The organism is Hyphomicrobium sp. NDB2Meth4 (assembly GCF_900117445.1).
In the GTDB taxonomy this organism is placed as follows: domain Bacteria; phylum Pseudomonadota; class Alphaproteobacteria; order Rhizobiales; family Hyphomicrobiaceae; genus Hyphomicrobium_A.
Window position 1 is genome coordinate 558,093 of sequence record NZ_FPEJ01000001.1, and the last position, 14,958, is coordinate 573,050.

Here is a 14,958-nt window from a genome sequence, read left to right on the forward strand (position 1 = left end):
CGCCCCGCACCCCCGCGGCGCTGGCCACCCCTTCCGCGAAGCACTATCCTCCCGCCGAACGCTGCGGCCAGGCCGGCTCCAAATGATAATAACTCTGGGTTGCTCCCATGAATCTTGAAGCCCGGCTCGCCCAGACGACCGGCGGGGATCTTCTGACCGGCTACGCGCCGGCGAAAAGCGGCGGCTACGACGAGATGATCGACGCCGCCGGGAACGTGCGCCCGCATTGGCGCCCGTTTCTTGATGCGCTCGCCACCCTGCCATCATCCACGCAGACCGACCGCGCCGAGCAGCTCAATCGCCGCGTCCGCGAGATGGGCATCGCACACGACATTTTCGCTGACCCCGCTGCGCCGGGGAAACGCTGGGAGGTGGATCTCGTCCCACTGATCCTCGCCAGCAGCGAATGGCACGCACTCCAAAAGGCCATCCTGCAGCGCACGCGCCTGCTCAACGCCATCCTCACCGACATCTACGGCGAGCAGCAGCTTCTTCGCGACGGCTTGATACCATCGGGCTTGGTCTTTTCCGATCCTGCATTCCTGTCACCTTGCAGCGGCATCCAGCCCGCCGCCGGCTATCTCCAGTTCTACGCTGTCGACCTCGCGCGCGAGCCAGACGGAAGCTGGCGCATCATCGACAATCACACAGAGACGCCAGCGGGTGTCGGCTATGCGCTTGCCAATCGCGTGGTGCACACGCAGGTCGCCGGCGATTTGTTCGACGCCTGCAACAGCCTGAGGCTCGCGCCCTTCTTTCAGAGCGTTCAAGCCGGCTTGACGGCGCTGACCGGCCGCCGCGATCCGCGCATCGCATTGCTCACCCCAGGCCCCCTGCATGACGACTATTTCAGCCACGCCTACCTCGCTCGCTACCTTGGCTACCTCCTCGTCGAAGGCGGCGACCTGCGCACGGCCGGCGACAACGTCTATCTAAAGACCCTGGAGGGCCTGCAGCGCGTCGACCTCATCGTGCGCTGCATCGAGGGCCGCACAGCCGATCCGCTCGAGCTTGACGCCGGTCGCTACGGCGGCCCTCCCGGCCTCGTGCAGGCCTGCCGCAAATCACCTCAACTCGTACGCAACTCCCTCGGCTCGGCGGTCGCTCAGAACCGCGGCCTGGCGCCTTATCTGCCCGCCATCTGCCGGAGACTGTTTCGCGAGGACCTGCTGCTAGCCGACACGCCGCGGCGCTGGCTCGGCGACGCCGCCAATCGGCGTCACGTCATCGCCAATCTCGACCGCATGGTCATCCGCTCGGCCCAGGAGGGCACAGGCCGCCCCGGCGGCGCACAATATGGCCAGCTCGGTTCCAGTCTCACCGAAGCGCAGCGCCACGCCCTCATCGAGGAGATAGAGCTGCATGGCGAGATGCTCGTTGCCGAGGAGCGCGTCGGCTTCGGCACAATGCCGGCCTTCTCTTCGCGCGGCCTCACACCGCAACCCTTCGCCGTGCGCTTCTTCGTTGCCGCCACGTCCGAAGGCCTCACCGTCATGCCGGGCGGCCTTGCCATGGCCATCGTGCCCAACCTCGCCGTCGCGCTCAGCGCGCCGGAGCCGCGCACACACGACGTCTGGATCATTTCCGATGGCGAGGTGCCGCCGCACCAGAGCCTCTGGCAGAACAGGATCGAGACCGCCCGCGTACAGCGCTCACCACGTGTCATTCAAAGCCGCGTCGCCGACGACCTGTTCTGGCTCGGCCGCTATGCCGAACGCGCCGACTGGATCATGCGCGTGTTGCGCAGCGCCCTGCAGCCGACCCGCGGCGACAGCGTCCCCGCGCTAGTGCAGCGTGCGGCCCGCGCCTGCCTTGATGCGCTGGCAACCGAGGAGCATGCCCCACCCGCGCACTACGAGGTGAATGACGCCGTCGCCATCGAAAGCGTGGCGCATGAACTCATTGCCTCGAAGGACGGACGCCACACCCTCGACGACACGCTCGACAAGCTCTACCGCGTTGCCAATCTCACGCGCGACCGCCTCTCCCTCGAAGCATTTCGCGTCCTCAATCACTTCCGCCCCGGCACCGACTGGCGCCGCGCCATCGTCGACTGCCCGCCCGACGCACTGCTGGATCTCATTGAGGACGGGCTCGGCTGGCTCGCGGCCTTCAACGGCCTCTTCCACGAAAATATGACGCGCAACAAGGGCTGGTCATTCCTCGACATGGGCCGACGCATCGAGCGCGCCGGCAATCTGAGTGAGGCGGTTCTCTGGCTCTTCAGCAAGCCGATGCCGCAAGAGGAAGAATCCGGCCGGCTTCTCTATCTGCTCGAAGTCGCCGACAGCTTCATCACGTACCGCTCGCGCTACCGCCTCGATCCGATGCTGGCGCTGGTCCTCGACCTGCTGCTGCTCGATGAAACCAACCCGCGAAGCCTCGCCTATCAACTCGCCAGCATTTCCCAGCACCTCGGCAGCCTGCCGCAGGCCCAGGCGAGCACCAACCTCACCGACGAGCGCCGTCTCATCCTTTCGATGCTGTCGTCCGTGCGCCACCTCGATGTCGAGGCCCTGGCTAAAGATGCAACCCGCTCCGACCTGCAAGGCGCTCTTCGCAAGCAGCTTCGTCTGCTGCCGCAGCTCACAACGGCGATCGAGCGGCACTACTTCAGCCTTCTCGAAGATCAGCCGCATCGCGTGCACACTCGCTTGGAACCCAAGCCATGATCTACGATGTCAATCATCGCACCGTGTACCGCTACTCGAGCCCCGTGGTGCAGAGTCAGCACATCGTCCACATGTCGCCGCGCGCCGTCCCGCGCCAGCGCATCAAGGGGCATACGCTCGTCATCGAACCGGCGCCGACCATCCGCACCGAGCGCACGGACTACTTCGGCAACCGCGTCGTTATGTTCGATATCGAGCAGGACCATAAAGAGCTCATCGTTCAGGCCCGCAGCACCATTTCGGTGACGCCAGCCGGACCCATCGATCTCGCAGCCTCCGCACCGTGGGAGGAGGTCGTCCATCGCATTGCCGACCCGAAGGCCCACACGGATGTGGAGGTGGGATGCTATTCCTGCGCCTCACGGAACACGCGACCGACACGCGACATCGCAGCTTACGCGCGCCAGTCGTTCCCCCCCGGCCGCCCGGTTCTCTCCGGCGCATGGAGCTTGATCGAGCGCATCTATTCCGAATTCACCTTCGACTCCACCGCGACCGACGTTTCAACACCGGTCACGCAAGTGCTGAAGCAGCGCCGCGGCGTATGCCAGGACTTCTCCCACCTGGCGCTCGCCTGCCTGCGCTCGCTCCGCCTCTCAGCGCGCTACGTCAGTGGCTACATCCTCACCCATCCACCGCCTGGAATGCCGCGCCTCGCCGGCGCCGACGCCTCGCACGCCTGGATCTCCATCTGGTCGCCCGAATTCGGCTGGGTTGATTTCGATCCCACCAATGGCCTCATCCCCAAGGACGAGCACATCACCATCGCCTACGGCCGCGACTATGACGATGTCAGTCCGATCAGCGGCATCCTGCTCGGCGGCAATGAGCACGCTGTCGTGGTAGGCGTCGACGTGGTCCCCATCAGCTGACTGCACGCGCAACACATCATCCCTGTGCCGCCGCCATCGTCCCGCGAAAGCGCCAGCCCGCGACCAGAAACAGCACGACACCGATGACGGTCATCGCCGCCAATTGCGGCCACACCACATCGAGCCCCGCGCCGCGATACAGCACCGCCTGCGAAAAGCTCGTGAAGTGCGTCGATGGTGCGATCTGCATGATGTAGCGCAGCGCATCGGGCATCGACTCCTGCGGCGTGACACCGCCCGATAGCATGTTCATCACCACGAAGAACGGAATCGCCAACAGCCCGAACTGCGGCATCGACCGCGCGAACGTCGCAAGCGCAATGCCGAGCGAGCACATCGCGAATAGAAAGATCGCTGCACCGAAAATGAACAGCGTGATCGACCCGTTGATCGTCACGCCGAGCATCCCCTTCACTACCAGCGTAATCGAAAGCAGCGCCGCCGCGACAATGACGAGCCCGCTCGCCCAGATCTTCGACAGCATGATCTCCGCCGGCGTCACCGGCATCACCAGCAGATGCTCGATCGTCCCGTGCTCGCGCTCGCGGATCACCGCCGCACCCGACAGGATCAACGAAAGCATCGTAATATTGCTGACGATCTGCATCACCGCCATGAACCAGCTCGACTCGAGGTTCGGATTGAACTTCGAGCGCACCGATAGCTTCACGGGCAGCGACGATCCCTCCTCGCTGCGGCTGACATAGTCGGCCAGCTCGTTCTGCAGGATGTTCGTCACGTAAAGCGTGCCGTTGCCAGCGAGTGTCATCGCCGTGGCGTCGACGTTGAGCTGCAACGTTGGCCTGCGCCCCGCAACAACGTCTGCCTGAAAGCGCACGGGGATCACCAGCACGAACGAATACGTCCCGGCATCCATCGCAGCATCGATATCCTTTACCGAGGGCAGCACCGCAGCCGGCTTGAAATACGGCGGAATGAATGCATCGCGAATACGCCGTGACAGATCCGACCCGTCCTCATCGACGACGGCGATCGACGCATTTCGCACCTCGGTCCGCACGCCCGTTGCCACCGTGTAAATCGCCAGCGTGAAGGTATAGAGGATGAGCAGCACCAGCACCGGATCATGCCGGAGACTGTAAAGCTCCTTGATGCCAAGCCGATAGACATGTTCCAGCGAGCGCTTCACTCAAGCCTCCTGCTTCCGCAGCAGCAGCACCGCCGCCGTCAGGAACACGGCGCAGAACAGCGCCAGCACGAGATGATTGCGATAAAGCTCCGCGAAGCCCAGCCCCTTGTTGAACACACCCGAGCTGATGCGCTGGAAATAGAGGGCCGGAAACAGCGTGCCGATCACCTTCGCGTTCCCCTCCAGCGCCGACACCGGATACATCATGCCGGAGAAGTTCACTGTCGGCACCATGACGATGATGGCCGAACCAAAGATCGCAGCGATCTGCGAGCGCACGAACGTCGAGATGACGAGACCGAACGCCGTCGCGGCCCCCGCGAGCAGCAACGCACCCGTCGCCAGCGCCAGCAGGCTGCCTTTAACCGCCACGCCGAACACGAACACGATGATCGCGGTCAGTACCGCAAAGCTGACCATGCCGATCCCAATGTAGGGTAGCTGCTTGCCGAGCAGGAATTCCAGTTTGCTCACCGGCGCGGCGTAGAGGTTGATGATCGACCCCATTTCCTTTTCGCGCACGATCCCGAGCGCCGTGAGCATCGTGCAGAACATCAGCATCAGCATCATCAAGACGCCCGGCGAGATCGCGTAGATGCTGAGAAAAGCCTGATTATATCTGAAGCGCACCTCGACATCGGCCGGACTTAGATTGGGCACCGACCCTGTCTCACGCCGCGACAGATCCTCTAGATAATTGTTGATCACGCCCTGCACGTAACCGCGCGCCGTCTCCGCCCTGAAAGTGTCCGACCCATCGAGCCAGACACCGATTTCCGGCGTGTACCCGCGCAGCAGGTTGCGTCCGAACTCAGGCGGCACGCCGATCGCCACCTTGATGTCGCCAGAACGCAGGCGCGCATCGATGTCCGCCTCGCTCGTCAGCTTCTTTTGCTCGCTGAAATAGCGCGACGCAGAAAAAGCCTCCCCCAGAATCGCACTTTCCTGCGACTGATCGCGGTCGAGGACGGCATAGCGCACATTCTCCAGATCAAATGAGATGCCGTACGCCATCGTCAGCAGCAGCACCACCGGCCCGATGATTGCGAACGCAATGCGGATCGGATCGCGGATCAGCTCCAGCGTCTCGCGCCGCGCAAATGCCCATATGCGTGCCAGCCTTACCTTCAGGCCTAATGGGTCACCTTTCGTCTCGGGCTCAGGCTCGGGTTGCGCCAGGGCCTTTTCTGCCGCGGCATCTTCCGCGTCCTGCCTGCCGTCCGCCTCTTCCAGATAGTCGATGAACGCATCGCTCAGCGTCGCCGCGCCGCGTGCTTCCCGCAACGCATCCGGCTCCCCCATCGCCAGAATGCGCCCTGCATGCATCAGCGAGATGCGATCACAGCGTTCTGCCTCATTGATGAAGTGCGTCGAGATAAAGATCGTCACCCCATCCTTGCGCGACAGCTCGATCAGCAGCTCCCAGAAGCTGTCTCGCGCCACCGGATCGACGCCCGATGTCGGCTCATCGAGAATGAGCATATCGGGCCTGTGAATCACCGCGACCGCCAGCTGAAGTCGCTGCCGCATGCCGAGCGAAAGCGCGTCAGGCATCGCGTCGGCCACATCACCGAGGCCAAACCTCACCAGCATCTCGTCGACGCGCGGCTGCACCGCATCCGCAGGCACCTGGAACAGGCGCGCATGCAGCTCTAGGTTTTGCCGCACCGATAGCTCGCTGTAGAGCGAGAACGATTGCGACATATACCCAACGCGCCGCCGCGTATCTATGTCCTGCGCGTTGATTGGCTTCCCGAACAGCGACGCCGAACCCGACGTCGGCGGCAACAGCCCGGTCAACATCTTCATCGTCGTCGACTTGCCGCAGCCGTTCGAGCCGAGAAACCCGAAAATCTCGCCCCGTTCGATACTGATCGTCACTCGATCAACCGCAGTGAAGTCGCCGAACTTCTTCGTCAGGTCATTCGCCTCGATGGCGAGCGCCCCGTCGTGGTGCACACGCGGCGGCACGTGCAGTTTGCGATGGCCGATGCGCTTTTCTTCCGGCAGCAGCGCGACGAACGCCTCCTCCAGCGTGTCGCATCCCGCCAATTGCTTCAGCTCGCTCGCCGTTCCAGTTGCGATCACGCGGCCATCGTCCATCGCGATCAGCGATTGGAACCCTTCCGCTTCCTCCATGTACGCCGTCGCGGTCAGCACGCTCATGCCCTTGCGGCGCGCGCGGATACGCTCGATCAACTCCCAGAACCGTTTGCGCGACAGCGGATCGACGCCCGTAGTCGGCTCATCCAGCACCAATAGGTCGGGGTCGTGGATCAGCGCGCAGCACAGCGCCAGCTTTTGCTTCATGCCGCCCGACAGCTTGCCCGCCGGCCGGTTTGCGAATTTCTCCAGCTGCGTTGATTGCAACAGGTCGACGATGCGCCAGCGTCGCTCCTCCTCGCTCTGCGCGAACAGCCGCCCGAAAAAATCGACGTTCTCGTACACCGACAGCGTCGGATAGAGATTGCGGCCCAAGCCCTGCGGCATGTAGGCGATGCGGGCGCATACGCCATCCCTATGCGCGGCGATCGCCATGTCGCCACCCAGCGCCGTCACGCGACCCGTCTGCACTTTGCGCACGCCGGCAATCAGCGCCTGCACCGTCGACTTGCCGACGCCGTCCGGGCCAATGAGGCCGACCATCCGGCCGGCCGGAATGACGAGGGACACATCGTCGAGAGCCAGCGTCTGGCCGTAGCGATGCGTCACGCCCTTGAGTTCGGCAACGGCGTGATCGCCATCGGTCATCACAAAGGGTCTCGCAGCTTCAAGGGAGCGCTACGGTCAGGTTGTCGGGCCACTGCACGCTGGGCGACAGGCGAATATAGGCAACACCCGGCACGCCCGTCTTCACCAGGGCGCTGTACTTTTCCAGAACGTCGGCTGGCAGCTGAACCTTCACGCGGAACATCAGTTTCTCGCGCTCGCTCTGCGTCTCGACGTACTTGGGCGTGAACTGCGCTTCCGTCGCCACGAACGAGATGTAGCCAGGCACGACATACTGAGGCGCGGCGTCGAAGATGATGCGCGCTTCCGCCCCGATGGCCAGCCGCCCTGCTTCGCTCGTTGGCAGGAACACCGTCATATAAACGTCCGTCACGTCCAGCAGCGTCAGCACCTTGCCGCCGGCCGCCAACACCTCGCCCGGCAGCGCCAGCCTATATTGCACACGCCCCGAACGCGGCGCGGTCAGGATGCTGTCATCGAGATACGTCTGGATGCGGGCCACCCGCGCCGTCGCCGACTCGATAGCCGCCTTGGCGACGTCTATCTGCGCGTGCGCACTGTTGACGGCAGCATCCGCCGAAATCTTCGCCGACGTCCGCTGCTCGACGACTTCGTTCGGCGTATAGCCCTTCTGCGCGAGCTTCTGTGACCGCTCCAGTTCCTGTTTCGCCAGCGTCAGCTCGCTGTTGCGCTGAGCCAAGAGCGCGATGGCCTGGTCGAGCTGCCGCTCCGCCTGCCGCGCCTCCGCCTTGGCGTCGTTCATCTGTGCCTCGAGCTCGGCTGTGTCCATCACCGCCAGCGTCTGCCCCTTCTTGACGCTATCGCCCTCTTTGACCAGCACCTCTTTGAGGCGCCCCGCGAGCTTCGTCGCGACGTCCACCCGCTCCGCCTCGATGCGCCCGTTAGCCTTCGCGATCCCCGCCGGAAGGGCGGGCGTCGAGAATTTGCGCCACGCCAGATAGCCGCCCATGGCCACGACGATTGCCGCGAGCGCGACAAGAACGATCATCTTCGCTGTGGGCCGAGACGAGGACGCAGTCTGGGTCTGCTGGCCGGGCATCAAGGCTTTCCACTGTATCGGTTGGCGCAACAGGAGGTTCAGCATGTCCGTGCAGATCCGCAAGGGGGTTTATTGCACTGCACGATGCACGCATCCCTAACGCATAAGTTTGATTTCGCTCAAGCAGAGGAGACACAACCGAACCCTGCCCCGATGCTTGCGCCGTATGGCCGGCAGCGCAGCTTTGGCGCAAAGCGAGGGCCACAGGCTGCGATTGATCCGGTAGGAAGCTTACCATGAAAGCTGCCACCGTTATGGACACGTTTGCGCGTAGCGCTCGACGGGTCCCTCAACGATACTGTCGGCCGATGATCGGATCGACTTCATCTCTCAGACGCGCAACACAATCTCCCCCATCGAACAAACCGGCGAAAGCTGCAACAGCCGCGCGGCGATGCCCTCTAGCCTTCGCCACGCGACCAGAGACTTAAGCGCACCTTAAGGTTGGGCTGGTGTCTCGCGCACAGCCCCCCGTCCGCCAGCCCCCCGAGGATCGATGCCCACCTTCAAGCCGCTGAATATCATCGCCATTGCCACTCTCGCTGCCACCCTCGCGGCAGGCACCTTGCGGGCCGAAGACTCATCGGGCAATGCGCTGCCCAAGGATCGCGCTGGCTTTGACGCCATGATCCGCGACTACATCATGCAGCACCCCGAGGTGCTCCGCGAAGCCCTGCTGAAACTGGAGCAGGACGAGCAGGTCGAGAACACCAAGAGAATCCTGCGCGGCTACAAGAATGAACTCTACGCATCCGGCTCGCCTCAGATCGGCGCCCAGGACGCGAAGGTGAAGATCGTCGAGTTCTACGACTACAACTGCCAGTATTGCCGCGCGTCGTACCCCAAGGTCCGCGCCTTTCTCAAGGCCAACCCGGACGTCACGTTGGTGATGAAGGATGTGGCGAGCTTCGGCCCAGACTCCGAAGCCGTTGCCCGCCTTGCTCTCGCCGCCCACCAGCAGGGCAAGTTCGAGCCGCTGAACGATGCCCTCCTTGCGCTGAAGGGTAAGGCGACAGAAGCGCGCGCGCTGGAGATCGCCGAAAAGCTCGGGCTCGACATCGCCAAGCTGAAGAAGGACGCCCAGTCAGCCAGCATTGCCGACGAACTGAAGCGCACCAAGAACCTCGCCGACAGCCTCAACGCCAACATCACGCCGCTGTTCGTCATCGGCCACAACGGCATCTCCGGCGCACCCGAAGACCTCGAAGCCCAGCTCGGCGAGGCCGTCGGCCAGATCCGCAAGTCCGGCTGCGACGTCTGCTGACGGCGGCAAGCCGGCCAGAGCCGTCCACCTGTGTCAGCCGCAGCGCCATAGCCCACGGCTGACACAGGGGCGATCACGCGGCGCGGGCCAGCGCTACGGCATCGGCGCCGGCAGCAAAGCGAAGCCGGCTGGAAGCATCGTTCGCGGCCAGCCAAACCGCTTCGGCGACATCCGTCTCCTTTGTGACCAGTGCCGGCTGCGCGAACGCCGCAAAGATCGGCCCCGCGAAATCCGCATACGCTTCCGGGATCAGATCCTCGATCCGCACCTGCGTATTGTGCGCGAAGTTCGTTGTCGGCGCGTACCCCGGCTCGACCAGCTTCGCCCGGACATTGAAGTGTGCAAGCTCGTGCGCCAGCGAGCCCGTGAAGCCTTCGATCGCCTGCTTACTCGCAGTGTAGGCTGCCGCCAGCGGCATGGGCGCCAGCGTCACGCTCGACGTCACGTTGACGATCACGCCTGAGCGCCGCGCACGAAACTGCGGAATGACCGCCTGCGTCATCGCCATCACGCCGAACGTGTTCGTCTCGAACACCCGGCGGATGTGCGCCATCGGCGTCGCCTCGAACGCTCCGACGACCCCGATGCCCGCATTGTTGACCAGCACATCGATCGGACCGGCAGCCTCGATCGCCGCCGCGATACTCGCCTCGCTCGTCACATCCAGTGCCAGCAGCCGCAACGCGGGCGAAGCTGGCAGGACACCCTCGCGCGGCGTCCGCATCGTCGCGATCACCTTCCAGCCTTGGTCGAGGAAATAGCGAGCGGTCTCGAGCCCGTAGCCTGACGAGCAGCCGGTGATCAGTGCGGTCTTCATGAGATTTCTCCTTGAGGGGTCTCGATGGCTCAAGGATGCCCTCCCGCGGCAGGACTATCTACGATTGAAAGTCCGTATTTGATTTGTTATCGTCCAGAAATGGTCGACCCCCTCTCCGAAGTCATCGCGCTGCTGCGACCCGAAGCTGTGTTCACCAAGGGCATCAGCGGCTCGGGCAGATGGGGCGTCCGCTACTCCGATTTCGGCCATCCGAGTTTCTGTGTCGTCGTCGAAGGCTCCTGCCGCTTCGCCGTCGACGGACAACCGCCTCTCGCGCTCGAAGCCGGCGACTTCGTGCTCCTGCCGACGACCCCGGGCTTCACAATTTCCGGCTTCGACCCCGTCACCCCGAACCTGATCGACGCCAAGCGCGCCGCCGCCTCCGCTTCGTCAGACGTCCACCACGGCAACGATGATGAGCCACCAAGCGTGCGTCTCCTCGGCGGCTATTTCATCTTCCAGGGCGAGGATTCAGGGCTGCTTGTCTCGATGCTGCCCAAACAAGTGCACGTGCGAGGCATCGAGCGGCTATCAACGCTCGTCAAACTCCTCACCGACGAATCCGCGGGCCGGCAACCGGGGCGCGATCTGGTCCTCAGCCGTCTCGTAGAGATTCTGCTCGTCGAGTCCCTGCGGCTGACGCAGGCACCCGATGCGCCCGCCGGGCTTCTCCGCGGCCTTGGCGATGAGCGGCTGGCCGAAGCTATTCGCCAGATGCACGCAAACCCCGCACGCGGCTGGACAATGGCGCAGCTTGCAAAGGAGGCTGGGCTGTCCCGCTCGGCGTTCTTCGATCGCTTCACGCGCAACGTTGGCATTCCGCCGATGGAATACCTTCTCGCCTGGCGCATGGCGCTGGCGAAGGACCTGCTACGGCGAAAGGAGATCGACATCGCCGAGGTCGCCGAGCGCGTCGGCTATGGTTCGGCGAGCACCTTCAGCACGGCCTTCGCCCGCCACGTCGGCCAACCCCCCGGCCGCTTTGCCCGCAACCTCGAGCCGTACGCAATCCCGGCCGGCCGCTAGCCACGACCAACACTGCTCCAAAATGTCGAAGATGGAAAACTGGCGCGCCCGAAAGGATTCGAACCTCTGACCCCCAGATTCGTAGTCTGGTGCTCTATCCAGCTGAGCTACGGGCGCATTCTGCGATCTTGATGGCCACGCAGAGGCCTGAAACGTCCGGCAGCCGGTGAACCGACGCCGAAGGCCGCAACTACTAATCGTTCAGCCGCCACCGCGCAAGAGCCTTGGGGGCCTCTTATGCCGCCCCGGACGAGCCTTCCCCCGAACGGACTGTGGATTGGGCCCCGGCCGCGGCCCCATCGGCGCTCGCATGCACGCCGCGATCGGGAATTTCGAACTGGAACGCCGCGCCCTTCGCCGTGTCGAGCAGTCGCACCTGGCCGCCATGCACCCCGATGATCTCGGCCGCGATGGCGAGCCCCAGCCCCGTCCCGCCCTTGCGCTGCGAGCCGATGAACGCCTCGAACATATGATCGCGCGCCTTCTTAGGCACCCCGGGACCATTGTCGCGCACCTCGACCAGCACCCGCCGCCCATCACGCCAGGCCTTGACCTCGATGACCCCGATCGGCTCCGGCGGCGCCCCTTCGATCGCCTCGATGGCATTGCGCACGAAGTTCGACAGGATGCGGAACAGGTGATCGCGATCGGCGTCGATGCGCAGCGTGTCGTCCATGCCGAGGACGAAATCGATGCTGCCCTCGCGCGGCAACCCCAGCGCCTCGCCCACTTCCTCTGCCAGCGGCTTCAGCAGCATCAGCTCCCGCCGTGGCTGCGCCTCCTCCGCGCGCCCGAACCGCAGCGTGTCGTTGCAGAAGTTGATGGCGCGATCGAGCGAAGCAATCAGCTTGGGCGCGAACCGTTGCACCGTCGGATCGGGAATCACCGTCAGGCGGTCGGAAAGGAGCTGCGCATTGGCCAGCATGCCGCGCAGATCGTGATTGATCTTGCTCACCGCGAGGCCGAGCTGCGCCAGCCGTGTCTTCTGCAACAGCGCGCCGGTAAGCTGCCGCTGCATCTCGCTCAGCTCGCGCTCCGCCGTGCCGATCTCATCGCGCCGCCCTGTGGGGACGATGATGCGCGAAGCATCCTCCGGATCTTCGCTGAAATGCACCATTGCGTGCGTAATGCGCATCATTGGGCGCACCAGCAGACGGCTCAGCGCGAAATAGACGAGCGCCGCCGTCGCCAGCGATATGACGATCGATACTCCGAGGATGTTGAGTGCGTACGACCTCAACGCTGCCTTCAGCGGAGCTTCGGGCATCACGATCTCGACGAGGTCGTCTGGATCATCGCCGATGCTGCCCAGTACGCGGATCGTGCGCCCATCACGCGCGAAGAACACCGCGATGGCATCGCCGATCTGTTCCAGCTTCAGCCCGACGCCTTCCAGCCAGCTCTCCGGCTTCTGCCGCAGATCATAGTGCGCATCGATCGTCATCTGCGGATCGACCGGCAGCACCAGCCGGCGCACGCCCTGCCGCCGCGATGCGATCGCCTTTACTTGCGCGGTGCGCAGCATCTCCGCGCGAAGGCCCGACGGCACGTCGCCGCCTGGAAACCCTTCCGCCGCGAGTGTCGCCAACTGTGCTGCAGTTAGCCTCTCGTTCAGCCAATCGACGCGGAAGGTCGAAATCGAGGGCAGGAAGATGAGCACTTCGGCCAGCATGACGAACACGGCCGTCAGCATCAGCAGCTTGGCCGGCAGACCGAGGTCGCGCCAGTTCTGCTGGTACTTTTGTGCCCAGCCCGGAATCCGCCACCGCCTCCACCGATCGGCGAAAGTTAAGTGCGCCACCTCATTCTTGTCGTCGCGGAGCACGCGCGTCCTCTGGGTCTTCGGCCCTCATCCGAACTTAGCAAGAAAATCGATAACCTTGCGTAAGGTGGGATTGCCCGGCTTTCCGGCATAGTAGCTGGTCGCGACCTGCTTGTTGATCTGGCTGACCGTCGGGTAGGCCGGCACCCATTGCGCCATCGCCTTGATGTTGAGCCCCTGCGATAGGGCCAGGGCCCACATCGAGATCAGCTCACCCGCGTCCGTCCCGACGATACCCGCGCCGAGGATCCGACCCTCCTTGCTGGTGATCACCTTGATGTGGCCGACCGCGGCCCCCTCGGCCACAGCACGGTCATTCTCCCGGAAAGGCCAGCGCAGCACGTCGATTTTCTTTGCCGGACTGCCCGCCTCCGCTTCGGACTGCCCGACCCAGGCGAGGCCCGGCTCGGTGTAGACGACGCGGGGAATGAGACGCGGATCTATGCTGACGCGCATGTGCAGAAGAGCCCGCTGGATGACGACGCTCGACTGATAGTCGGCAGCCGTCGGGCCAGGTGCAGCTGCCACCCGCCCCACTGCGAACACGCGCCGGTTCGTCGTCTTCAGTCCGCTGTTGACCTTGATCCCGCGTTCATCGTGCCGGATGCCCGCCGCCTCGAGGCCGAGGTCAGCCGTCGCGGGCTTAAGGCCGGCCGCCACCAGGATGTGGCTGCCCTCGACGACGTGCTTCTCAGCTCCCACCGTGACGTTGACGCGCACGCGTCCGAGGCCGCCGTCGACGCTATCGATCACTGTGTTCTCGTAGACGCCAATTCCCTCCTGGCCGAGCTGCTCGATGAGAAACTTCGTCAGCTCCGGGTCCTGCTCGTCGAGCGCTTTGCCCTCCGCGAGAACCATGACGCGTGATCCGAGCCGCCCGAACGTCTGCGCTAGCTCGATCGCATTGGCACCTGCGCCGATGACGATGAGGTCGTGAAGCTTCTCGGTCGTGGAGAATACCGTCTCCACCGTGAGATACGGAATGCTGGAAAGGCCTTTGATCGCTGGCGTCCGCGGCACCCCGCCTGTCGCGACAACAAAGCGCCGCGCGCGAATGCGGCTTTCACCCGCGATGACAGTCCGCTTGTTGATGAAGCGGCCGGTGCCATGCAGCACGCGAATGCCGAGCCCGACGAACCGCTCCGGTGCAAAGTTCGGCGCAAGCCCCGACACGGCACTGCGGACGTGCTCGTTGACCGCCCGCAGATCGATTTCCGGCTCGCGGGCGGATACCCCCAGCGGCGTCGCCGTACGCATGTTCTGCGCACGGTTCCCCGCCGCAGCCAGAGCGCGCGTTGCCAGCGGACCGTAATAGAGCGGCTCACCGCCCAATTGCTTTTGCTCGATCAGCACCACTTTGCGACCGAACGCAGCAGCAGCGGTTGCGACAGCAAGTCCCGCAGGATCCCCCCCGATGACGCAGATGTCCGCGTCGACCGCCTCGTCGCTCATATCGACCGCAGCAGCCGGTGCCTCCGCCGGCTTAGGTGTCGATTTTTCCTGCTCCATGCATCGCCCCCCTGACCGCGCCGGGCGGGCCGGATT

10 protein-coding genes and 1 tRNA gene are annotated in these 14,958 nt (G+C 64.2%); 4 read left to right on the plus strand and 7 right to left on the minus strand.

What is annotated here, in order from left to right:
- Positions 1-107 precede the first annotated feature (107 nt).
- Together NDB2M4_RS02595 and NDB2M4_RS02600 are read left to right on the plus strand one after the other, a co-directional pair.
- A complete protein-coding gene (locus tag NDB2M4_RS02595) occupies positions 108-2,672 on the plus strand; it encodes a circularly permuted type 2 ATP-grasp protein (protein WP_072369672.1) in 2,565 nt (854 codons plus the stop codon).
- A complete protein-coding gene (locus NDB2M4_RS02600; protein ID WP_072369675.1) occupies positions 2,669-3,544 on the plus strand; it encodes a transglutaminase family protein in 876 nt (291 codons plus the stop codon). The genes NDB2M4_RS02595 and NDB2M4_RS02600 overlap by 4 nt, the downstream gene beginning before the upstream one ends.
- A 16-nt stretch (positions 3,545-3,560) precedes the next feature.
- Here NDB2M4_RS02600 and NDB2M4_RS02605 read toward each other — a convergent pair whose 3' ends face one another.
- Genes NDB2M4_RS02605 through NDB2M4_RS02615 form a run of 3 tightly spaced genes read right to left on the minus strand, consistent with a single transcriptional unit; the run spans position 3,561 to position 8,433 of the window.
- Positions 3,561-4,694 (minus strand): ABC transporter permease, encoded by a 1,134-nt coding sequence (locus NDB2M4_RS02605; protein ID WP_072369678.1) that lies wholly within the window; start codon positions 4,692-4,694, stop codon positions 3,561-3,563.
- Complete coding sequence (gene rbbA, locus NDB2M4_RS02610; protein WP_072369681.1) at positions 4,695-7,445, minus strand: ribosome-associated ATPase/putative transporter RbbA; 2,751 nt, start codon at positions 7,443-7,445, stop codon at positions 4,695-4,697.
- A 19-nt stretch (positions 7,446-7,464) separates the two neighbouring features.
- On the minus strand, positions 7,465-8,433 hold the full coding sequence (locus tag NDB2M4_RS02615; protein WP_083555892.1) for an HlyD family secretion protein: 969 nt from the start codon (positions 8,431-8,433) through the stop codon (positions 7,465-7,467).
- A 547-nt stretch (positions 8,434-8,980) separates the two neighbouring features.
- Here NDB2M4_RS02615 and NDB2M4_RS02620 point away from each other — a divergent pair.
- The gene (locus tag NDB2M4_RS02620) at positions 8,981-9,748 is read left to right on the plus strand and encodes a DsbA family protein (RefSeq protein WP_072369685.1); all 768 of its coding nucleotides are present in this window, start codon (positions 8,981-8,983) and stop codon (positions 9,746-9,748) included.
- A gap of 73 nt (positions 9,749-9,821) precedes the next feature.
- Here the strand turns inward: NDB2M4_RS02620 and NDB2M4_RS02625 are convergent, their stop codons facing one another.
- Positions 9,822-10,565, minus strand: a complete 744-nt coding sequence (locus NDB2M4_RS02625) for an SDR family oxidoreductase (RefSeq protein ID WP_072369688.1) — start codon at positions 10,563-10,565, stop codon at positions 9,822-9,824.
- 99 nt (positions 10,566-10,664) lie between these two features.
- Between NDB2M4_RS02625 and NDB2M4_RS02630 the strand changes: the two genes are divergently transcribed.
- A complete protein-coding gene (locus tag NDB2M4_RS02630; RefSeq protein WP_072369690.1) occupies positions 10,665-11,591 on the plus strand; it encodes an AraC family transcriptional regulator in 927 nt (308 codons plus the stop codon).
- 40 nt (positions 11,592-11,631) lie between these two features.
- On the opposite strand, the gene NDB2M4_RS02635 is transcribed toward NDB2M4_RS02630, so the two are convergent.
- The 3 genes from NDB2M4_RS02635 to NDB2M4_RS02645 all read right to left on the minus strand — a co-directional run bounded on the left by NDB2M4_RS02635 (position 11,632) and on the right by NDB2M4_RS02645 (position 14,922).
- Positions 11,632-11,708: transfer RNA gene (locus NDB2M4_RS02635), tRNA-Arg, on the minus strand.
- A 118-nt stretch (positions 11,709-11,826) separates the two neighbouring features.
- Positions 11,827-13,416, minus strand: coding sequence for a sensor histidine kinase (locus NDB2M4_RS02640; RefSeq protein WP_072369693.1), 1,590 nt, complete (start codon positions 13,414-13,416; stop codon positions 11,827-11,829).
- A gap of 24 nt (positions 13,417-13,440) precedes the next feature.
- The gene (locus tag NDB2M4_RS02645; RefSeq protein WP_072369696.1) at positions 13,441-14,922 is read right to left on the minus strand and encodes a dihydrolipoyl dehydrogenase family protein; all 1,482 of its coding nucleotides are present in this window, start codon (positions 14,920-14,922) and stop codon (positions 13,441-13,443) included.
- Between the last annotated feature and the right edge of the window lie 36 nt (positions 14,923-14,958).

What these genes read in the sequence shown, in the direction of transcription:
- NDB2M4_RS02595 (WP_072369672.1), top strand. Translation starts at nt 108, where the DNA reads ATGAATCTTGAAGCCCGGCTCGCCCAGACGACCGGCGGGGATCTTCTG.
- NDB2M4_RS02600 (WP_072369675.1), top strand. Translation starts at nt 2,669, where the DNA reads ATGATCTACGATGTCAATCATCGCACCGTGTACCGCTACTCGAGCCCC.
- rbbA (WP_072369681.1), bottom strand. Translation starts at nt 7,445, where the DNA reads ATGACCGATGGCGATCACGCCGTTGCCGAACTCAAGGGCGTGACGCAT.
- NDB2M4_RS02615 (WP_083555892.1), bottom strand. Translation starts at nt 8,433, where the DNA reads ATGATCGTTCTTGTCGCGCTCGCGGCAATCGTCGTGGCCATGGGCGGC.
- NDB2M4_RS02620 (WP_072369685.1), top strand. Translation starts at nt 8,981, where the DNA reads ATGCCCACCTTCAAGCCGCTGAATATCATCGCCATTGCCACTCTCGCT.
- NDB2M4_RS02625 (WP_072369688.1), bottom strand. Translation starts at nt 10,565, where the DNA reads ATGAAGACCGCACTGATCACCGGCTGCTCGTCAGGCTACGGGCTCGAG.
- NDB2M4_RS02630 (WP_072369690.1), top strand. Translation starts at nt 10,665, where the DNA reads ATGGTCGACCCCCTCTCCGAAGTCATCGCGCTGCTGCGACCCGAAGCT.
- NDB2M4_RS02645 (WP_072369696.1), bottom strand. Translation starts at nt 14,922, where the DNA reads ATGGAGCAGGAAAAATCGACACCTAAGCCGGCGGAGGCACCGGCTGCT.